The organism is Cytobacillus eiseniae (assembly GCF_017874625.1).
In the GTDB taxonomy this organism is placed as follows: domain Bacteria; phylum Bacillota; class Bacilli; order Bacillales; family Cytobacillaceae; genus Cytobacillus; species Cytobacillus eiseniae.
In genome coordinates, this window is record NZ_JAGIKZ010000006.1 from 142,832 (window position 1) to 163,066 (window position 20,235).

General features: G+C 36.5%; 18 protein-coding genes. 12 read left to right on the forward strand and 6 right to left on the reverse strand.

Annotated features, from left to right (window positions below; genetic code table 11):
• Nucleotides 1-88: 88 nt before the first annotated feature.
• On the reverse strand, nt 89-1,579 hold the full coding sequence (locus J2Z40_RS07655) for a TerD family protein (protein ID WP_066400740.1): 1,491 nt from the start codon (nt 1,577-1,579) through the stop codon (nt 89-91).
• A 150-nt stretch (nt 1,580-1,729) separates the two neighbouring features.
• Here J2Z40_RS07655 and J2Z40_RS07660 point away from each other — a divergent pair, with 150 nt between their 5' ends.
• The gene (locus J2Z40_RS07660) at nt 1,730-2,296 is read left to right on the forward strand and encodes a hypothetical protein (protein ID WP_209795148.1); all 567 of its coding nucleotides are present in this window, start codon (nt 1,730-1,732) and stop codon (nt 2,294-2,296) included.
• A gap of 122 nt (nt 2,297-2,418) precedes the next feature.
• On the opposite strand, the gene J2Z40_RS07665 is transcribed toward J2Z40_RS07660, so the two are convergent.
• The 3 genes from J2Z40_RS07665 to J2Z40_RS07675 are packed head-to-tail and all read right to left on the reverse strand — an operon-like array spanning nt 2,419 to nt 4,915.
• Nucleotides 2,419-2,859, reverse strand: a complete 441-nt coding sequence (locus J2Z40_RS07665; protein ID WP_066400743.1) for a hypothetical protein — start codon at nt 2,857-2,859, stop codon at nt 2,419-2,421.
• A gap of 11 nt (nt 2,860-2,870) precedes the next feature.
• Nucleotides 2,871-3,224, reverse strand: a complete 354-nt coding sequence (locus J2Z40_RS07670) for an ASCH domain-containing protein (protein ID WP_066400745.1) — start codon at nt 3,222-3,224, stop codon at nt 2,871-2,873.
• A gap of 32 nt (nt 3,225-3,256) precedes the next feature.
• Nucleotides 3,257-4,915, reverse strand: coding sequence for a glutamine--tRNA ligase/YqeY domain fusion protein (locus J2Z40_RS07675; RefSeq protein ID WP_066400749.1), 1,659 nt, complete (start codon nt 4,913-4,915; stop codon nt 3,257-3,259).
• Between the two features lie 302 nt (nt 4,916-5,217).
• On the opposite strand from J2Z40_RS07675, the gene J2Z40_RS07680 reads away from it, so the two are divergent.
• The 4 genes from J2Z40_RS07680 (at nt 5,218) to J2Z40_RS07695 (ending at nt 11,799) form a co-directional block, all read left to right on the forward strand.
• A complete protein-coding gene (locus J2Z40_RS07680) occupies nt 5,218-7,356 on the forward strand; it encodes a tetratricopeptide repeat protein (RefSeq protein ID WP_066400750.1) in 2,139 nt (712 codons plus the stop codon).
• A gap of 46 nt (nt 7,357-7,402) precedes the next feature.
• A complete protein-coding gene (locus J2Z40_RS07685; RefSeq protein ID WP_066400751.1) occupies nt 7,403-10,177 on the forward strand; it encodes a response regulator in 2,775 nt (924 codons plus the stop codon).
• Between the two features lie 49 nt (nt 10,178-10,226).
• A complete protein-coding gene (locus J2Z40_RS07690; RefSeq protein ID WP_180316819.1) occupies nt 10,227-11,042 on the forward strand; it encodes a CheR family methyltransferase in 816 nt (271 codons plus the stop codon).
• A 187-nt stretch (nt 11,043-11,229) separates the two neighbouring features.
• A complete protein-coding gene (locus J2Z40_RS07695; RefSeq protein WP_066400752.1) occupies nt 11,230-11,799 on the forward strand; it encodes a tyrosine-type recombinase/integrase in 570 nt (189 codons plus the stop codon).
• A gap of 41 nt (nt 11,800-11,840) precedes the next feature.
• Here J2Z40_RS07695 and J2Z40_RS07700 read toward each other — a convergent pair whose 3' ends face one another.
• Nucleotides 11,841-12,530, reverse strand: coding sequence for a universal stress protein (locus J2Z40_RS07700; protein ID WP_066400754.1), 690 nt, complete (start codon nt 12,528-12,530; stop codon nt 11,841-11,843).
• Between the two features lie 140 nt (nt 12,531-12,670).
• On the opposite strand from J2Z40_RS07700, the gene J2Z40_RS07705 reads away from it, so the two are divergent.
• From J2Z40_RS07705 to mnhG, 7 genes are read left to right on the forward strand one after another with little or no spacing between them, the layout of a single operon-like run.
• Nucleotides 12,671-15,076, forward strand: coding sequence for a Na+/H+ antiporter subunit A (locus J2Z40_RS07705; protein WP_066400756.1), 2,406 nt, complete (start codon nt 12,671-12,673; stop codon nt 15,074-15,076).
• On the forward strand, nt 15,073-15,495 hold the full coding sequence (locus J2Z40_RS07710; protein WP_066400758.1) for a Na(+)/H(+) antiporter subunit B: 423 nt from the start codon (nt 15,073-15,075) through the stop codon (nt 15,493-15,495). The genes J2Z40_RS07705 and J2Z40_RS07710 overlap by 4 nt, the downstream gene beginning before the upstream one ends.
• A gap of 2 nt (nt 15,496-15,497) precedes the next feature.
• Complete coding sequence (locus J2Z40_RS07715) at nt 15,498-15,836, forward strand: Na(+)/H(+) antiporter subunit C (protein WP_066400760.1); 339 nt, start codon at nt 15,498-15,500, stop codon at nt 15,834-15,836.
• The gene (locus J2Z40_RS07720) at nt 15,829-17,322 is read left to right on the forward strand and encodes a Na+/H+ antiporter subunit D (protein WP_066400761.1); all 1,494 of its coding nucleotides are present in this window, start codon (nt 15,829-15,831) and stop codon (nt 17,320-17,322) included. Before J2Z40_RS07715 ends, J2Z40_RS07720 begins: the two co-directional genes overlap by 8 nt.
• A 44-nt stretch (nt 17,323-17,366) precedes the next feature.
• Complete coding sequence (locus tag J2Z40_RS07725) at nt 17,367-17,843, forward strand: Na+/H+ antiporter subunit E (protein ID WP_066400762.1); 477 nt, start codon at nt 17,367-17,369, stop codon at nt 17,841-17,843.
• Entirely contained in the window at nt 17,843-18,127 is a 285-nt protein-coding gene (locus J2Z40_RS07730; protein WP_066400763.1) for a Na(+)/H(+) antiporter subunit F1, read from the forward strand. Before J2Z40_RS07725 ends, J2Z40_RS07730 begins: the two co-directional genes overlap by 1 nt.
• Complete coding sequence (mnhG, locus tag J2Z40_RS07735; RefSeq protein ID WP_066400765.1) at nt 18,105-18,464, forward strand: monovalent cation/H(+) antiporter subunit G; 360 nt, start codon at nt 18,105-18,107, stop codon at nt 18,462-18,464. Before J2Z40_RS07730 ends, mnhG begins: the two co-directional genes overlap by 23 nt.
• Nucleotides 18,465-18,812: 348 nt before the next feature.
• On the opposite strand, the gene J2Z40_RS07740 is transcribed toward mnhG, so the two are convergent.
• Nucleotides 18,813-19,949: a SpoIIE family protein phosphatase gene (locus J2Z40_RS07740; RefSeq protein WP_066400767.1), complete on the reverse strand. Its 1,137-nt coding sequence runs from the start codon at nt 19,947-19,949 to the stop codon at nt 18,813-18,815.
• Between the last annotated feature and the right edge of the window lie 286 nt (nt 19,950-20,235).

Below are 20,235 nucleotides of genomic sequence, written 5' to 3' on the forward strand. Positions count from 1 at the left end.
AGTCCTTTCCAAACAGATAAACAAAAAACATAGCGCTTTCCAAAGGATGGCTATGTTTTTTGTTGACCGGCTAATTCAAAAATAGAATTTATGATAAAAATTCTTGGGGATTCAATCCTAATTCTAGGCAAATATCATGGACTGTTTGCTGTTCGCTTGGGTCGAAGTGCCCATCAGCATAACCTAGAGCAATACAGTAACGAGCAACTAATCGGGCAATTTCAGGCTTTGAACGAACGCGTCCTAATGCTTTAAATGCCTCTGCACGTCCAATTACTGAATCTCTTTCAATCTTTTGGACAAAGATATTAAACTGCTGAATGACTTTATTCGTATCAAAAACTCTGAGTTCCTCACTTTGATTGACGAATTCCATCATTTTTTGACGTTCGGATGGATCAAGTCTTCCATCTGCTAAAGCAACAAGTGCACATGCTGCAACAACTGCTTCTAGGACATCCTGACTTTTATAGCGAGTAAATAAATCTTGTGCCTTTCTTTTTTGCTGATTCGCCCATTGTGCATAATCTGTTTGATTAGGGGACCAGTTATTTCCACAGTTATTGCAAGTGAACTTCAATTGGTTTTTCCCGATAAATCCACCTAATAAGCCGACAGGGCCAAGAATAAGTCCTCCGATTGCCGCTTTCCCAAGTCCAAAGCCTTTTTCACCCGTTCGAACATTTGATGACCCACAGCGGGTACAGTTAATATTATCTCCTCCATATGAATGGGAAGTTACGGGAGGCTGACTATATGATGATTGATTGTATGGTGCCGAGTGTGCTGGCTGTCCATAATTGGTAGTTGGCTGATTCGTATGGCCAAAGCTAGGCTGACTGTATGTATGTTGCTGTTGGCTAGGCTGACCGTAGGATGATTGATAATGGTTCGGCTGTGAATTATAGGATTGTGTTTGTTGTGATTGTCCGAATGATGGATTACTTTGCTGTTGATAGCCTGATTGAAAAGGTGGCTGTGCGGGCGAAGTAGGTACTGGATCGTCATCAACAGACACACCGAAATTTCGACAAAGTGCTGCTAATCCCCCTTGGAAACCGCTAGCAATCGCATTAAATTTCCATTCCCCATTGTGACGGTATAGCTCAGCAGCAACTATCGCTGTCTCCACAGTGAATTCACGGCCAAGATCAAAACGAATTAATTCCTCATTTGTTTGCGCATTAAAAATCCGTACATAAGCGTTTGAAATCTGTCCGAAACTCTGGCCCTTCGCTTGAGCATCATGGATGGTGATTGTGAAGGCAATACGATGAATAGAAGGTGGCACTTGATTTAGGTTAATTTGAATTTGTTCATCATCATTAGCCCCTGCTCCTGTTCGATTATCCCCACTATATAGTATGGAACCATTTCCTCCACTAGGGTTATTGTAGAAAACAAAATCCAAGTCACTTTGTACTTTTCCTGTTGGTCCAACTAAAAATGCGGATGCATCTAGATCATATTGAGAATGACTTCCACTGACATCCCATCCTAATCCAGCAACGACCATTTGCAAACCAGGATTTGTCTTTGTTAAATCAACCTTTTGTCCTTTACGTAAAGTTACACCCATGCCTCTCCACTCCTTAAAAGTCTTGTCTATCAGATTCGTTCATATAGTTATTATAATTCACGATCCATTTAAAAGGAAAATAATAACCCTTAATATAAATGATGGCAACGAGTTTGGATTTGATATTTTTTAAAAGTATATGAAGGAAGAATGCTAGTTGGAGAGTGCTATGAGACAAAAAAAGTAAAAAAATATGTAAAGAGTCTCATTGGAGAGTTCAATGAGACAAAAAAAGTAAAAAAACATGTAAAGAGTCTCATAGGAGCATTCAATGGGACAAAAAAAGTAAAAAAACATGTAAAGAGCCTCATAGGAGCATTCAATGAGACAAAAAAAGTAAAAAAACATGTAAAGAGTCTCATAGGAGCATTCAATGAGACAAAAAAAGTAAAAAAACATGTAAAGAGTCTCATAGGAGAGTTCAATGGGACAAAAAAAGTAAAAAAACATGTAAAGAGTCTCATAGGAGAGTTCAATGGGATAAAAAAAGTAAAAAAACATGTAAAGAGTCTCATAGGAGGATTCAATGGGACAAAAAAAGTAAAAAAACATGTAAAGAGTCTCATAGGAGCATTCAATGGGACAAAAAAAGTAAAAAAACATGTAAAGAGTCTCATAGGAGCATTCAATGGGATAAAAAAAGTAAAAAAACATGTAAAGAGTCTCATAGGAGCATTCAATGAAACAAATTATATGAATCCCCAACAAAAATCCTAAAGGATAGCCCCAATGAGAATAAAATTAGAGAATGTCTGATGAATCAAGCAAATAAACTAACTACCATCATTACCAAGAATGCACAAAAATGGCCAGTCTCCCTAAGCGAGACTGGCCATTACCTACCACAGTACAGGCTTTGCAACCATGAACCATAACATGATCATTAAAAGAATTAAATAAAGCCATGTAGACCGTAATAGATTTTTGATTAATGCTGGTTGATTTTGCGTGGACTCATGGAAGATTCGCATCGTTGGTGTGAATGCACGCGCAAGGAAAAGGACGGACCCGAACATGACTATTAATGTAGCGATGATCCAAGATGTTTTCCAAGTCCATGGGCCCATTATTATAAGGAGTGCTCCACTGCCAACGAGGACATGCCCAGCATGCTTAATAAGTCTTATCGTATATTTAATAATATCAAGATATGCTTGTTGTACCTTCTCGTCAGCAGCACGCAGTTTTTTCACGATTGGAATTAGAATTATAAAGGGACCAATGGAAAAAACAGCACTGCCAACATGAAGGTATACAATTAAGCGATAGAGGAATTCCATGTAATGCTATGTTATTCCGTTACGAGACGAAACTCATGTACCCATACTCTCATTTGTGGCAGCCAAGGCATGCCAGGGTGAAAGGATAGAATGGACTCTTTGTATTCCTCAACATTTTCAAAGCCCTCTTGTTTCGCGTGTTCATCTGTTAATTCTCCAAGTGCTTGAGAATATACCTTTTCAATAATGAAATCCTTCCCTTGAAGGGTCATGATTTCCCCAATATCCGCATAGCGGCCATTTCGGCGAGTAGCGACCTTTTTGCCTGCTAGAACTTTTTCGATATCTTCGGGAACAGTTACTAGGCGATCAATTGTACATGTTTTTGGTGGCAGTTCTTCATGATGCTTCTGTTGATTAGTCATTTATTTTCCTCCATATGGTGTTTTTCAGATAGTTACAGTTTAAATGAACTTTTTAAAGAAACGATTCGATTGAAAACAACTTTTTCTGCTGTAGAATGCTTTGGATCCACATTAAAATAGCCGTGACGGAAAAACTGGAATTTATCCTGTGGGTGTACGTCTTTCATGTTTGGCTCAATAAATCCTTGAACAATTTCAAGGGAGTTAGGATTGACGTAATCAAGAAATGTTTTTCCTTCTGGGATTTCTTCCTCTGTTTCGGCATCTAGGATTAGTGGCTCGTATAAACGGAATTCAGCAGGAATTGCATTTTTAGCATCTACCCAGTGAATCGTTCCTTTTACTTTACGTCCCGTAAAGCCTGTACCGCTTTTTGTTTCTGGATCATACGTACAGTGAATTTCTACGACTTTTCCATTCTCATCTTTAATGAAGTCATTACATTTAATGAAATAAGCATGTTTTAAGCGAACTTCATTTCCAGGGAAGAGACGGAAGTATTTCTTCGGTGGTTCTTCCATGAAGTCGTCCTGTTCAATATAGATTTCTCTCGAGAATGGAATTTGACGCGAGCCCATTTCTGGATTCTCAGGATTAATTTCAGCATCAAGCATTTCCACTTCATCTTCAGGATAGTTTGTAATCACTACTTTTAATGGATTCAGCACGCCCATTGTACGTGGAACCTCAAGCTTTAAGTCTTCTCTAACGAAGTGTTCAAGCATTGCTTCGTCTACTGCTCCCCAGCCTTTTGACACACCTGTTGCTTTAACAAATTCGCGGATCGCACCGGGTGTGAAGCCTTTTCTTCTTAAACCAGAAATAGTAGGCATACGAGGATCATCCCAGCCATCAACAAATCCTTCATCCACAAGCTGCTTAAGTTTTCGTTTGCTCATTACTGTGTTTGTGATATTAAGGCGGCCAAATTCAATTTGTTGTGGCTTGCTTTCCATTTCACATTCTTCAACAAACCAATTGTACAATGGACGTTGATCCTCAAATTCTGTTGTACAAATGGAATGAGTCACATTTTCAATCGCATCTTCTAGTGGGTGAGCAAATGCATACATTGGATAGATGCACCACTTATCCCCAGTATTGTGATGAGTAGTATGGGAAACTCGGTAAATAACTGGATCACGCAAGTTTAAATTAGGTGAAGCCATATCGATTTTTGCCCGTAATACTTTGCTGCCATTTTCAAATTCTCCGTTGCGCATACGTTCGAATAAATCAAGGTTCTCCGCAACCGTACGATTACGATAAGGGCTGTCTTTACCAGGCTCTGTTAATGTACCGCGATATTCACGGATTTCTTCTTGTGATAATTCATCAACATATGCTTTTCCTTTATTTATTAATAGGACAGCACGATTATACATTTCTTCGAAGTAGTTCGATGCAAAATGCAGTTCATCCCATTCATAACCTAACCATTTCACATCTTCCTTAATCGAGTCCACATATTCTTGATCTTCCTTTAATGGATTCGTATCATCGAAGCGCAAGTTTGTTGTTCCTTCAAATTCATCAGCTAGTCCAAAATTAATTATTATGGATTTCGCATGACCGATATGAAGATACCCATTTGGCTCTGGTGGAAAGCGAGTAATAATTCCTTTATGCTTTCCTACTTTTAAATCCTCAATCATAATATTCTTTATAAAGTTTGATGAATTATTTTCCAAACCTGAATCAGCCTTTCTATAATATGTAGTTATTCCTTATTTTACTGATTTACACATGGTAAATCAATTAGGGACGGTATATCCATCGTGAGAATATGTCAAAAAAGGTTTCTTTTTGTAACTTTTCGGTTAATAAGTACGAAAAGGCGTAAGCATATTTTCCTATTATTTAAATTGTTACAATGGAATACAATATTGTAATCAACTATGTACCAATAGTTTGTTAGAATACAAGAAAGAGATTGAACTTTGTTGAAATTTGTCTATATTGTTCAAAAATATGGTTAGTGGAGGGAACTTTTATGACAATAGATAAGCAGCTGAATAGTAAACAGTATTATTTAACACTAATTAATGAAAGGGAAGATCGACACCCAATTGAGCTGCTCGGAGAACTATATATGGAGGAGCAGAAAAAGGAACTATCTGATTTAGCTTATATTCGTTTCTCCCAAGGAGAAATCTATTTTCATAATAGGGATTATGAAGCAGCTATTTTTAAATGGGAGAATATTAGCAATGAGCTTGAGCCGTGGGCAAAGAAAAATATGGCGGATGCTTATTTTGAGTTAGATTTGCTCTCCACTGCAGAGGGGATTTATCAGGAGATACATACGGATTCCGAAGTGTTAAGAACGGAGGTACTTCTGCAGCAATTTTCTATTTGTGTTCAGCAGGGAAAGCTTGAATTAGCTATAGACTTTATTAAGCAAGCAGTTAGCTTGAACCCAGATTATGCAGATGTAACTGAGATTGCACGGCTATTTTTTGAGGAGTATCAGGATTGGAACAATGCTGTTCAGCTAGCTATTGATGAATCTGTACGTACGAAACAGATGCATTGGTTTGATATTCTCCATACATATGTCGTAAAAGATAAAACAAAGAAAATGGAACCGGGTTGCTTCAATGAAGTTTTGATTCAATTATCTGCGCTTGATTTAGCTAGATTTGAAGCGTTAACGGCATCCTTCTGGAATAGCTATAAAAATAGTGAGCACTATTTCTCGTGGTTAAAAGAAATGAATTATATTTTATTAAATATAAATAAAACGAGTACACATGAATTCCGCGAATTATCCAAGCTTTTTCATGATACGTATATAGATTTAATTAATGGAAAGTATTTGATTCGAGAAATTTCCCATCTCATTCCTACTCATTTAGTCAATTGGAGTAAAATCACGGATGATCGATATGCGCTGCTTGCCTCAACCTCATTACTTGCATGGAATGAACTATTTATGACAGAAATTGAACTGGAAGTAGTTAAAAAAGCAGAAAATACATTATTCCATTCAACGAAATCTAGTGATGGGTTGGAAAGAGCGTATGAACTTTTCGATACGATCATGAATTGGGCAAAGAAAAATGGGGTTGAATTAGGAGTTCAACATAGGGAGTCCATGAAGGAAACGATAGGAATAAATGATCAGGACCCATTTTCTAATCAAGACATAGAACAAATAACAAAAGTGCATCATTCGATTCGAAAAACAATTAAGTATTTGCTAGAAAAACGTGTAGAAAAGGAAAATAACTTAATTGAGTCGATTAAATGGAATGAGGATATGATGACAAAGCTGAAAGGGGCAACCAATCAGTTAAGCGATCTTGAGGAGGAAAAGATACGGGTCATTCAACGATCCTTTAGAAATATGAAGGATGGAACTAGAAATAAGCTATCGGAAGAAATTCCCACACTTTTGAAGAGTTGTTCATCACATATTACAGAAGAGAGCGACTTTGGGAAACTATCTCTCAAGCTGAATGATGAAATGAATCATAAAATTCATCTTTATATTGAAGAGACTGTTCTTCCAGGGCTTCAGCTTGAATTTCACAATTGGATTGCTGAAGCAGGGAAGGAATTAGAATATAGCCAAAGCTTTTTAAATGAAATGAGTGCTGGATTCAATGATTTGTATGGGGAAGAGGCTCTTAAGCTAGATTGCGATTTTAAGTTATTGGACGATTGGCAAAGGGATGCGAATCGGATGACAATGGGAAGCATCCAATTAGGATCAATGAATATTCTGCTTCGTTTTACACCAGCCCAATTTTTAATGAAAAGTGCGGGGAAATTATTTAATGCTTTGCCGCAAAATAAAACGTTTATTCATCAAAAGTATAAGCAATTTATTGAAAATGAGGATTATAGTCATGTTTCAGAGGAAGTGTTCAATCAATTGATTCAGCCATTCGAACTATTTGATAGAGCGTTAGAGCGTGACATGAAGCTATTCTTTAAAAATCCCTTTATCGTTTTAAGTGAAAAAATGGATGAGGCAAATAGAGAAAACGAAATGAACAGGCAAGACCTGCAAGAAATAAGAATAAATCCAGAAATATATCGTGACCCGCTTACACTTTTTCAGCTTAAACTACGACAATATGAATGGATGACGCATGCGAGTGAGCGTGTGGAGAATTCCTACTAAAATACTTTTATTGAATGAATTTTTTTAGTAGTAGGAGGAGAAGATATTGAGTTTTAAGAAAAAGCAGTACCTTGGTTTAGGGCTTACGATTTTTTGTATGGTTATATTAATGATTGTCCTGCTATTTATGGCGAACTTGATGAGGGCGAATATGATTGAAATTGTCCAAGACAGGTATTTTAAGGTAAGTCAAGCAACGGAAGTGAGGCAATTATTTGATCAAACGGATCGTCAGCTTTTAAGAATAGCTATCGATAATGATTTATCTGATTCTGCATTGACTGTTAATATGCTTAAAGATAATCATAATGAAATACGGTTAAGGCTCGTTGATATTCGGGATTCAGTTAATAGCAAAACAGGTAAATCACTTATTAATGAAATTGATACATCATATGACGCCTATTTTGAAATGGAGAACCAGGTGTTTAAACAACTCGAAGATGAAGATCCTACGAATTTGCAAGAAATATATAATAGTGGACGAAGCAATCGTGATACATTGATAAATTTATTAAATGAATTTAGAGATCATCAGGAATCATTAATGGAAGATTCTTTAGAAAATGCGACAACAACCTATTCCCAGCTCGTAACTGTCTTAGTTACATCTGTATTGCTTGCCTTGTTATTGATTATTCTTGTCACTCTTTGGTTGATTCGAAGCACAAGTAGAAATATCCATTCTATTACGAAAGGAATTAATAAAATAGACTTCGAACAATTATCAAATATCCCTAGATTAAAAGTAAATTCTAAAGACGAAATAGGGGAAATTGCGCTTGCTTTTAATTCAATGGCAAGCTCATTAGAACAACACCATGAAAGAGAACAAAATTACACAAAAGAAATAATGGGGAAAAATTGGGTTCAAACGAATTCAACGAATATTATTCATCTTTATAGTCATCATGTGAAAATTTCCTCTCTAGTAGAAGACTTAATCACCAATCTTGCACAGGCAGTCGAAGCAAAGTTAGGTGTCTTTTACTTAAAAGAGACAGGTGAAAGAACAACCTATCGAAAAGTTGCTTCTTTTGCAGATTCGGGCCAAGCGGCTGGGAAGGATCTCTTCGTTGAAGGGGAAGGGCTGGTAGGCCAGTGTGCTTTAGATAAAAAAATAATTCAATTGAATGAGATTCCTGATCATTCTCATGTGATATCAACAGGACTGGCAACAATTAAACCACAAAGCATTCTTATTGCCCCTGTGCTGTTAAAGGATGAAGTGGTTGCTGTCATTGAATTAGCAAGCTTGGAGGAATTTACGCCCATTCAAATTCATTTATTAGAAGAAGTACTGGGGACTTTAGGTATTGCTATTACAAATATTATTGGTCGAATGGAAATTGCTAACTTGCTTCAAGAGTCACAGGCAAAGACTGAAGAACTGCAAATGCAATCAGAGGAACTGCAAACACAGTCGGAAGAATTGCAATCACAGTCAGAGGAAATGCAGACGCAAGCAGAAGAGCTCCGCATGATTAATGAACAATTGGAAGAAAGAACGAAGGATGCAGAACTGAAATCAGAGGAACTTCAGTCAGCGAAGGAGAACCTTGAAGAAAAGGCGAAAGAACTCCTAGAAAGCTCAAAATATAAATCTGAGTTTCTGGCTAATATGTCTCATGAACTGCGTACACCATTAAATAGTATCCTTTTACTCTCGGAAATGTTAATGGATGATTCAGATCAAGGCTTGAATGAAGAACAAGTTGAGTTTGCAAAAGTGATTCATTCATCAGGCAAGGATTTACTTGATTTAATTAATGATATTCTTGATCTGTCCAAGGTCGAGGTTGGAAAAATGGATATCCACTTTGAAGAAGTAAATATTTTAGAGCTAACTGAACATATAAATCGTCAATTTACGCCATTTGCTAAGAAAAAGGGTCTTGAATTTACTGTAACATCGACAGAAAATGCACCAAGTTATATTTATTCAGATGAGCAGCGCTTGCAGCAAATTATTAAAAATTTACTATCAAATGCATTCAAATTCACTGAAGAGGGATCTGTTTCTATTGAAATTGAAGGAGCTGACAGAGAGGATTTGATTGGACTTCCATTAATTGACCAATCAGACTCATGGTTAAAAATAATTGTAAGTGATACGGGGATTGGGATCCCTAAGATGAAGTTTGATGAAATATTTGAAGCCTTCCAGCAGGTGGATGGAGCAACAATGAGAAAGTATGGGGGCACAGGACTTGGATTATCGATCACAAAAGAGTTTGCACATCTGCTTGGCGGGGAATGTAGAGTAATAAGCAGTGAAGGAAAAGGAAGTAAGTTCACCTTGCTAATCCCGAGTTTGCCAAAGGGAATGCCTGCCAACATCGAAACGGCAATAAGTGATAACCCTCCTTCTGAATTGGTTACAGACCTTCCTGAACAAGCATTTGAAAAAATGCCAATAGAAGATATGACAAATCAAAAGTCTGCCGTTTTAAAAGGGAAAACCGTGCTTGTTGTTGATGATGATCATCGAAATATCTTTGCAATAAAAAATGCACTTGAAAAAGAAGAGATGGAAGTTCTGACTGCAGAAAATGGGGTTGACTGCTTAGAAAAAATAGAGCAATCCAATCAGATTGATATTGTGCTAATGGATATTATGATGCCGATAATGGATGGCTACGAAACGATGAAAAGAATTCGGAAGTCAGAGAATCATCAAGATGTCCCAATTGTCGCTTTAACAGCAAAAGCAATGAACAGTGATCGTCGAAAATGTTTGGAGTCTGGTGCGTCAGATTATATTAGTAAACCACTGAATTTAGATCAGCTTTTATCTGTTATGCGTGTGTGGCTATCGTAAAACAAGAAGATACTCCCAACAAAAAGTTATGGGAAGTGAATGATGAGAAATGCCTAGGATTAATAAGGAGGATTTAGAACTAGAAATTTTATTACTATCGATTTTCCGTCTTTCAGGCTATGATTTTAGGCAATATATGAAATCATCCATTATGAGGAGGGTTCATAATCGCTTAAACCAAGAAAGGTTGCCGACGATCACAAGTTTAACGGAACGGATTATTCATGATCCAGAATATTTACGGAAAATATTGAGTGATTTTTCTATTAATGTAACAGAAATGTTCAGAGATCCTTCTTTCTTCAAAGCATTCCGAAAGGAGGTTGTGCCCTTACTTAAGGGCAAACCTGAAATCCGTATTTGGCATGCGGGATGCTCTACTGGTGAGGAAGTCTATTCCATGGCCATATTGTTGGAGGAAGAGGGCTTATGGGATCGAACCAAAATCTATGCAACAGATATGAATGAGTTTGTGCTTGCAAAAGCAGAAAAAGGAATCATTCCACTTCAAAAAATGCAAACATATACAAAAAATTATATCCTTGCGGGCGGGAAACGATCATTCTCTGAATATTATACAGCAGATTGTGAGTCAGCCTATTTAAAACGATATCTCTTGGAGAAGGTCGTTTTTGCCCAGCATAATTTAGTGACAGATTGTTCTTTTAATGAGTTTCATGTCATTATTTGTAGAAATGTGCTCATCTATTTCAATGTTGATCTTCAAGTACGAGTGTTAGAGCTATTTAATAAAAGCATGAGCTCAAATGGGTTCCTTGGATTGGGGAGTAAAGAATCAATCCGCTCCGATGCGGATATTTATGAAGAATTCAATGTGAAAGAGAAAATTTTTAGAAAAAGATGATCGTTAAATAATTATTTCCTATCAATAAATCAATCGAAGAATGTTCATATTAAATAGGAAAGAATCACACCTTCAATGCATTATGAAGGTGTATTTTTTATGTAGATCATAAGACTTTCTAATTGTAATGTTACATAGTTTTTGTTAAATTATTATTATGTAACATTGATCTGTAGGAGGAATTAAGGTGGAATATGTCGATCCAATTAGAGACATAGACAAAATTCTTGCTATCAAAAAGTATTTACGTAACCAGTCTTCAAGGGATTTATTGCTCTTTGTCCTTGGAATTAATACGGGGATTCGAATAAATGATTTACTCTCACTGAAGGTTAATGATGTTTGGGACGGGACAGGGGCTAGGGAGTTTTTATTTATTAATCACGAGGAAACTACTAGCAGCAAAAAGGGATATTTTTATTTAAATCATCAAGTGAAAATGGCATTAGAAAGTTACTTGTCTAAATATGATTTAAAAGAAACTGATTATCTTTTTAAATCGAAAAAAAATGAGCTGTCGATTTCACGTCAACAAGCTTATCGAATTATTAATCATGCTGCAAAAGAAGTCGGGATTTGTGGAAAGATAGGTATGCATACATTAAGAAAGACATTTGGTTATCATGCATACAGGAAAGGGATTGCTATCTCGATTTTAATGGGGATCTATCATCATCAAACACCTGCAGAGACATTACGCTATATTGGAATTGATAAGAATGTTGAACATTTAATTAAGCTAGATGTGAATTTATAAAAAAACTCTTCCACTATAAAAATAAGTGGAAGAGCATGTATTTATTTATCTTCATCATTCTCAAGTAATTCAATCATTCGAACATGTTTTAATTCCTTCACAATGTCCTCTGTGACATTTACTTGCAATGTTTCTTTATCTTTCATGAATTTGAATACACCATTATTGAAATCTGTGCCCTGGTCTTTGAAGAAAATCCCTTCATACTCAACATCTTTCGTATAGTTAAAGCTTAATCGGTAGCCCTCATCTTCCTTAATTAGATATGCGCGGACTCCTTTTTCAAATTGTCCTTCTTGATCTCTTAGTGCCCGAGATACAGAAACAATATGCAAGTCTACAAAAGGAATTTCTCGTAATAAAGAGTTAATTACAGAACCTTTAGCAAGTTGCTCCCAGCGGCTTTGAGCTGTCTGACCTAAAATAATTTGTGTGATTTTCTTCTCTCGAGCAATTTCAGCAATTACTTTTGAGATTGGACGTTTTTCATTATCTTGCAGAATAAATTCTGCGGTACTGTGTTCTTGCGCTAATTGCTGCCATCTCGTAATATAATCTGATTTTTCTGCATCCAAATCATCAAATGGCAACCGATCAATTGTCAGGATATAGAGTGGACAACCAAGCATATTTGCAATTTTACACCCACGTTGAATGAGACGTTCACCATTTGGCCCATAATAGACGCAGACGAGGATACTTTCGTCCATGCGTCCTTTAAATTTTTTCATGTACTATTCACCTCAGAATTAGATGGGTTCACCGGACTCCTTTGAACTATGTATGACTATAGCTTATGAGTCCCTTTTTAGTCAATATCAATCTTGTAATTTTAGATAAGGAAATTCTTTTGATGTAAGGAGGGGAATTAATGTCTTGGCTGTACCTCATGATATTCATTCCATTTATATTTGCGATCTTTGTTCCATTTATTTATAAATTATTTGGTACAAGAATACATACGGGTTGGTTTGTATTCTTCGCTCCACTAGCAGTATTTCTATATTTACTAAAGTATATCCCTATGATTTCAAAAGGAGAATCCGTTCATTCAAAGCTTGCGTGGATGCCTTCTTTAGGGATCAATTTCACAACAAATATTGATGGATTAGCATTAATTTTTGGCTTATTGATTACGGGTGTTGGGGCGCTTGTCGTTCTTTATTCTATCTATTATATGTCAAAGGAGAGAGAAGCGCTTCATAACTTCTACGTATACATGCTCCTCTTTATGGGGGCAATGCTTGGTCTCGTCCTTTCTGATAATATTTTAGTTCTATATGTATTTTGGGAACTAACGAGCATATCCTCTTTTTTATTAATTGCTTATTGGTATCAAAGGAAAGGCTCACGTAATGGTGCGCAAAAGTCAATGCTCATCACTATTTTTGGCGGGCTTGCGATGCTAGCCGGTTTGATTATGCTCTCGATGATGACAGATACGTACAGTATTCGTGAAATTTTAAGCAAGGTTGATTTGATTACTAGTCATTCTTTATTTATTCCAGCAATGATCTTAATTTTATTAGGAGCTTTTACAAAATCAGCTCAATTCCCATTTAGTATTTGGCTGCCGGATGCAATGGAAGCACCGACTCCTATTAGTGCTTATTTGCATTCAGCAACGATGGTGAAGGCGGGTATTTACTTAGTTGCCCGATTCACATCTGTTTTTGGCGGAAGTGCAGAATGGTTTTGGATTGTTTCAAGCATTGGATTGATTACATTGATATATGGCTCCATCAATGCGGTTAATCAAAAGGATTTAAAGGGATTATTAGCGTATTCTACAATTAGTCAGCTAGGGCTTATTATGAGCTTACTTGGTGTTGGCTCAGCTTCCATTTATTTTGGATATGGGGATGAATCTTCTGTCTATGCATTTGCTGTGTTAGCTGCTATGTTTCATTTAATTAATCACTCGACATTTAAGGGCAGCCTTTTTATGGTTGTTGGTATTATTGACCATGAGACGGGAACACGTGATATTCGTAGATTAGGCGGTTTAATCAGTTTAATGCCAATTTCTTTTACGATTACAGTCATTGGAAGTTTTTCGATGGCAGGTCTCCCTCCGTTTAATGGATTTTTGAGTAAAGAAATGTTCTTTACAAGTATGATTACTGTCATTGAATCCCCTGTGTTTGGGATGGAAAGCATTGGATTGTTATTTCCAATTATCGCATGGGTAGCTAGTATATTTACCTTTATTTATTGCATGATTTTAGTTTTTAAAACATTCTTAGGCAAACATCGTCCTGAGAAACTGGATAAAGTAGCACATGAGGCGCCAATTGGTATGCTTATCCCGCCAATGATCTTAGCATTTTTAGTGATTGTCATTTTCTTCTTTCCAAATGTTGTTTCGGAGTATTTCCTTCAGCCTGCTTTAATTGCTGTGCTCCCTGGATTTGCAGCTGCAGGAGGAATTGATGTGGAAATTTCCGCCTGGCATGGGTGGAATACTGAACTATTTATGACTATTGGTGTAATTGTCCTTGGTGCATTCATGTATTATTATTTGAGGAAATGGTCAAGGATATATAGCTATTACCCACAAGTACTGACATTAAACAACTTTTATAATCAGCTGTTAGCAGGCATGGAAAAGCTATCATCAAAACTTACAAAGCAATACATGACGGGGTTTGTTCGTGATTATTTAGTGTATATTTTCACCTTTATGATTGCGCTTCTAGGGTGCTCACTATGGTTATCAAAAGGCTTTTCGTTTAATGCTACGAATGATGCACCGATTAATTTGTTTGAAGGCGGAGCGATTGTAGCGATGCTGATCGCTGCACTTACTGTTGTTTTTTCGAAATCAAGAATTACTGCCATTATTGCAGTGGGTGCGCTTGGATATCTTGTTTCCTTATTCTTTGTTATTTTCCGGGCACCAGATTTAGCACTTACTCAGCTAGTAGTTGAAACAGTAACAGCAGCTTTATTTCTGCTTTGCTTCTATCATTTGCCAGAGCTTCGTAAGGAAAAGAGTAAAGTTCCATTTAAAGTAGTGAATTTACTTATTTCATTAGGTGTAGGGGTAATCGTCACATTGATCGCCTTATCCGTTAATAACCATCGACTGTTTGAATCGATTTCATATTTTTACGAAGATTCCTATACATTGGCAGGTGCCAAAAATATTGTGAATGCGATTCTTGTTGATTTCCGTGGTCTAGATACAATGCTTGAAATTTTAGTGTTAAGCATAGCTGGTCTTGGTGTGTATACATTGATTAAACTTCAATTAGCAGGGAGGGAGAAGAAATGAAGCCGAATGATGTTATCCTGCATTCAGTAACAAAAGTAGCAGTTGTGATAATATTGACATTCTCCATTTATCTTTTCTATGGAGGCCATCATAATCCAGGTGGGGGATTTATTGGCGGATTGAGTGTTGCATCAGGCTTAGTTCTTCTCTACCTTGCATTCGATATTGAGACCGTTAGAAACAATATTCCGGTGGATTTCAAAATAGTTGCTGCTGTTGGTGTATTAATTGCAGTACTAACGGGAGTAAGTTCGCTTTTCATTGGTAAACCTTTTTTAAATCAAGCATTTGGTTATTTCGATCTTCCGATTTTCGGAAAAACCGAGCTTGCAACAGCTGTTCTATTTGATGTCGGTGTAGCCTTAGCGGTCATAGGAACAGCAGTAACAATTATTCTAAGTATAAGTGAGGATGGATAGAAATGGAAACATCAATGTCTATTCTTATCGGCGTTCTATTTACGATAGGCACCTATTTAATCTTGACAAAAAGCTTGCTGCGAATCATCTTAGGGACATCGATTATTAGTCATGGTGTAAATCTTCTTATCCTTACAATGGGTGGATTGAAAAAGGGTGGACCGCCATTATTAGGTGAATCTAGTACAACATTTACCGATTCACTGCCGCAAGCTCTTATTTTAACAGCAATTGTGATTAATTTTGCGGTAACAGCTTTGTTTCTAGTGCTAAGTTATCGTACGTATAAAACATTAGGGACTGATGATATGGATCAATTAAGGGGAATTGAAGATGAATAATTTAGTCATACTGCCGATTATAATCCCCCTTATTGCTGGGTTGATTATGATCCTCATTCGAAAAAAAATCCTTGTACAACGAATTATAGGTATCTTCACGATTATTGTGATGGGAATGGTATCTATTTCACTGATGAATCAAATTAAAGAGAATGGGATTCAATCGCTTCAGGCTGGTGGATGGGAAGCCCCGTTTGGAATTAGCATCGTAGCAGATATGTTTTCTGCGATCCTCTTATTGACGACGAGTATTGTTGCGCTCTTTTGTTTCATCTATTCCTTCTCTACGATTGGAAGAGAACGTGAAGCGCATTATTTTTATCCTCTATTTTTATTTCTAATAACCGGTGTAAATGGGTCATTCCTAACTGGGGATTTATTCAATTTATTTGTTTGTTTCGAAGTCATGCTTATTTCTTCTTATGTGCTCATTTCATTGGGAGGGACAAAGCTACAGCTTAGAGAATCAATTAAATACATTTTGATCAATGTTATTTCTTCTTCTTTATTTCTACTAGCTATTGCGTACTTGTATGCGATAACAGGTACATTGAATTTAGCACATCTTTCCTTGCGTGTGGCAGAAGTTGGGCAAGATGGTTTGCTGACTACGGTATCCCTTTTATTTTTAATTGTATTTGGCATGAAGGCAGCGCTGTTTCTTTTCTTTTGGTTACCTGGGTCCTATAGTGCACCGCCAACAGCAGTTGCTGCAATTTTTGCTGCGTTATTAACAAAGGTAGGAATTTATGCAATCTTTCGCTTATTTACGCTCGTATTTTATCATGAGCCACAAATTACTCATTTATTAATTGGGATTCTTGGAGCAATCACAATGCTTCTTGGTGCGATTGGTGCAGTAGCTTATTGGGATATTAAGAAAATTCTTACTTATAATGTCATTGTAGGTGTTGGGTTCATAATTATTGGTCTTGCTTCTTTTACTTCAATGGGCATGATGGGCTCTATCTACTATTTAATTCACGATATCATTATTAAAGCGCTAATTTTCCTTTTAGGTGGAACAATTATTCATATTACGGGCACGAGCAAATTAAAGGACATGAGTGGACTCATTCGAAATCATCCATATTTAGGATGGATGTTCTTTATTGCTGCATTATCATTGTCTGGTATTCCGCCACTTAGTGGATTACTAGGAAAAATATTTATAACAAGAGGTACATTTGAAGCTGAATTATATTGGCTTGGTGCGATAGGATTGATGACGAGTTTAATGGTTCTTTATTCGATTATGAAGATCTTTATGAATGGCTTTTGGGGTGAAACCTATTTAAGCAAAGAAATGGAAAAGGGAAGCATGACTAAAAGCATGACGCTAGCCATTGGTTGTCTAACAGCTATGACAATTGCGCTTGGATTGGGAGCAGAAGGCATTCAAGTATATGTACAGCATGCTACTGACAGTATGATGAATCCACATGAGTATCTTGAGGCTGTATTAGGGAAGAATCCTATACGTTAGAATCCTTATTGCAGTTTGATTAAGTTAGAAAAGGAGGGGGACCGTTGCCCATCCAAGTATTGATTAATCTATTTATTGCCTTTTTATGGATGTTTTTTCAAGATGAATGGAGTATTTTGTCCTTTATCGGTGGCTATTTTGTTGGAATTATCGTTTTATTTATGATGAGACGTTTTTTTCCTACTAATTTTTACTTAAAAAGGATACTTTCCATTATTAATTTATTTCTCTTGTTTATAAGTGAGGCCATCTCTTCATCCATTTATGTTATTCGCCAGGTAATCGGACCGAAAATCGATATTACACCAGGCATATTTAAGTTAGAAACGGAATTAGAGGGCGATATGGAAATTACGCTTCTCGCTCTTCTATTGACTTTGACTCCAGGATCCGTTGTGATGGAAGTATCGCATGATAATAAGTTTTTCTATCTTCACGGATTGAATTTACCAGAATCAGAACATGCTGTTATCCAGTCAAAGCTGAAATATGAAAAAGCGATAAAGGAGGTAACTCGATAATGTTTACTCATTTTTTGATGGGATGTTTATTTTTCCTTATTCTTTCCATCCTAGCAGCGCTCTATCGAGTAATAAAAGGACCTTCCATGTCAGACAGGGTGATGGCTTTGGACAATATCGGCATTAACCTCCTTGCTGGTGTGGCAATTCTTTCGATTCTCCTTCATACACATGCTTTTTTAGATATCATTCTATTATTAGGGATCCTTTCATTTGTCGGTACCATAGCCTTTGCTAGATATATTGAGAGGGGTGTTGTCATTGAGCATAAGCACTCAGAGTGAGATCCTTGTAGGTTTACTCATTTTTATCGGTACGGCCTTTAGTTTTCTAAGTGCGATTGGGATTATTCGTTTGCCGGATGTGTATACACGTGCACATGCAGCATCAAAAAGCACGAGTCTCGGTGTACTCTTTATCTTATTTGGCACATTTCTTTATTTCGTAATAACAGATGGTTATATAAGCATTCGTCTAATTTTGGGGATTTTCTTTGTGTTCCTAACTTCCCCTGTTGTTGCTCATTTATTGAATCGGGCTGCTTATCGTTCGAAAGTAGAGTTAGCAGAAGTAAGTATCAAAGATGACTTAAAGGAGTATTTGAAGGAGAAGGACGCATAATTCAATAGAAAAAGCAAATAATTCATGAGAATTATTTGCTTTTTCTATTTATGAAAGGAAGGATCATTGGATATGTATTTTACTTTTTTATCGGCTGTTTTCGTAAACAATGTTGCTATTATACACATAATTGGTAAAGGTTGATTTCCGCTTCACGTTGCTCCCTTTCCGCTTAGGTCTCAGCTGTCCCACGCATCCCGCAGGACATTGAATATGCTTCCTAAATTAACACCGCACGAAGGAAATGCGGATGTATTTTTGAGGAGTCTCACTACCTTCCGCTCCAATCAACCGACTTAATTGGTAAAACATTTAATTCAAAAGCAACAATCTTCTAGAAAAGAGCCTTTAATAGGATTGAATGAATACGACACACATATCATCTTCTGCATTTGCTTGCTGTTTTTTTGATAAAAGATAATCAATTGGCCGCTTCTTTTTGCATTCCCCCCAGTATGTGGAGGCTTTTTCTATTAAAAATTTAAATCCGTTCGGCTCATATTTTTCAATCGCTTCTTCCACCCCATCTGTACAAAGCAGCATTTGTATTTTTTCAGAATAGGTAATAACCGCTTTCTTACTATTCATTTCATCAAAAAATCCAATTGCACAGGCATTGCTCTTAAGTTCGACAACTTTATGATGATCAATAAAGGCAAATCCGGTTGGATGGCCGGCATTGACATATTCAATGCGCTTATTTTTTGTATCAAGGACTAAATAAATCGCCGTGAAATAATAGGGAATTTGTTGGTTACGGTAATTAAGTGAGCTCATCCAGCGGTTAAGTTCTTTAATGACAAATTCAGGATCAGGATCCTTTGTAATCGCATCCCTTAACACAGAAGAAATGAACATACATACTAATGATGCCGATATTCCGTGTCCCATCATGTCAAGCTGAATGGCAGCATAACGGTGTTCATCTATTCTTTGCCAATAGTACATATCGCCTGCGAGCTTAAATGCGGGTAAATAGGAGGCTGTTATTAAAATATTCTCATTATCAATTGGCTCACTTAATAAGCTTGTTTGTACTTGCATGGAAAGATCAAGTTCATTTCTGATCTTTTCATCCTGTTCGAAATGCCAATCTTTTTCGTATTTCAATCTTAATGCCACTCGAATTCGAGCAAGGAGCTCAATCTTATTGATTGGCTTCATTACATAGTCAATTCCTCCAGCATCAAGTGCTTGGGCAACTTTATTGGAATCCTCAAGTGCAGTGACAAAAATGACCGGAATGTCTTTTAAATGTGGAATTTGTTGTAGACGTTTGCAAGCCTCAATTCCATCCATCTCAGGCATCATAATATCCATTAAGATCGTGTCTACTTGCATTTGAGTAGGTGATTTTCTTTGGAAAAAGGCGAATAACTCCTTTGCTGAAGTGAGAGATAAATATTCATTATAACCTGCTCGCTTTAGAATATTCTCAATGACAAACAAGTTTGATTGATTATCATCAACGATAAGAATTCCCATGTAGTTAGCTTCCTTTCTCATTTCACTACATTAATAGGAAATGACAAGTATTAATAGAGTTACCATTATTATATTTTAAAAGTGGTTAAATTTGTTAGGGAAATGTCTTTAAAATAGGAGAATAAACCTATTTTTTATAGTAACTCATTCTAAATGTCCATAACTATTTTTTTATGCCATACTTTTTGTCCGCTAGAAAAGCACAAATGTAAGTATACAGTGGAAAAACCTTGATTATTTTCAGAATAGGAGTAAAATTAAGATTAATTTTTGAGATTGGAGATGT

What these genes read in the sequence shown, in the direction of transcription:
- J2Z40_RS07655 (WP_066400740.1), bottom strand. Translation starts at nt 1,579, where the DNA reads ATGGGTGTAACTTTACGTAAAGGACAAAAGGTTGATTTAACAAAGACA.
- J2Z40_RS07660 (WP_209795148.1), top strand. Translation starts at nt 1,730, where the DNA reads ATGCTAGTTGGAGAGTGCTATGAGACAAAAAAAGTAAAAAAATATGTA.
- J2Z40_RS07665 (WP_066400743.1), bottom strand. Translation starts at nt 2,859, where the DNA reads ATGGAATTCCTCTATCGCTTAATTGTATACCTTCATGTTGGCAGTGCT.
- J2Z40_RS07670 (WP_066400745.1), bottom strand. Translation starts at nt 3,224, where the DNA reads ATGACTAATCAACAGAAGCATCATGAAGAACTGCCACCAAAAACATGT.
- J2Z40_RS07680 (WP_066400750.1), top strand. Translation starts at nt 5,218, where the DNA reads ATGACAATAGATAAGCAGCTGAATAGTAAACAGTATTATTTAACACTA.
- J2Z40_RS07690 (WP_180316819.1), top strand. Translation starts at nt 10,227, where the DNA reads ATGCCTAGGATTAATAAGGAGGATTTAGAACTAGAAATTTTATTACTA.
- J2Z40_RS07700 (WP_066400754.1), bottom strand. Translation starts at nt 12,530, where the DNA reads ATGAAAAAATTTAAAGGACGCATGGACGAAAGTATCCTCGTCTGCGTC.
- J2Z40_RS07705 (WP_066400756.1), top strand. Translation starts at nt 12,671, where the DNA reads ATGTCTTGGCTGTACCTCATGATATTCATTCCATTTATATTTGCGATC.
- J2Z40_RS07710 (WP_066400758.1), top strand. Translation starts at nt 15,073, where the DNA reads ATGAAGCCGAATGATGTTATCCTGCATTCAGTAACAAAAGTAGCAGTT.
- J2Z40_RS07715 (WP_066400760.1), top strand. Translation starts at nt 15,498, where the DNA reads ATGGAAACATCAATGTCTATTCTTATCGGCGTTCTATTTACGATAGGC.
- J2Z40_RS07720 (WP_066400761.1), top strand. Translation starts at nt 15,829, where the DNA reads ATGAATAATTTAGTCATACTGCCGATTATAATCCCCCTTATTGCTGGG.
- J2Z40_RS07730 (WP_066400763.1), top strand. Translation starts at nt 17,843, where the DNA reads ATGTTTACTCATTTTTTGATGGGATGTTTATTTTTCCTTATTCTTTCC.
- J2Z40_RS07740 (WP_066400767.1), bottom strand. Translation starts at nt 19,949, where the DNA reads ATGGGAATTCTTATCGTTGATGATAATCAATCAAACTTGTTTGTCATT.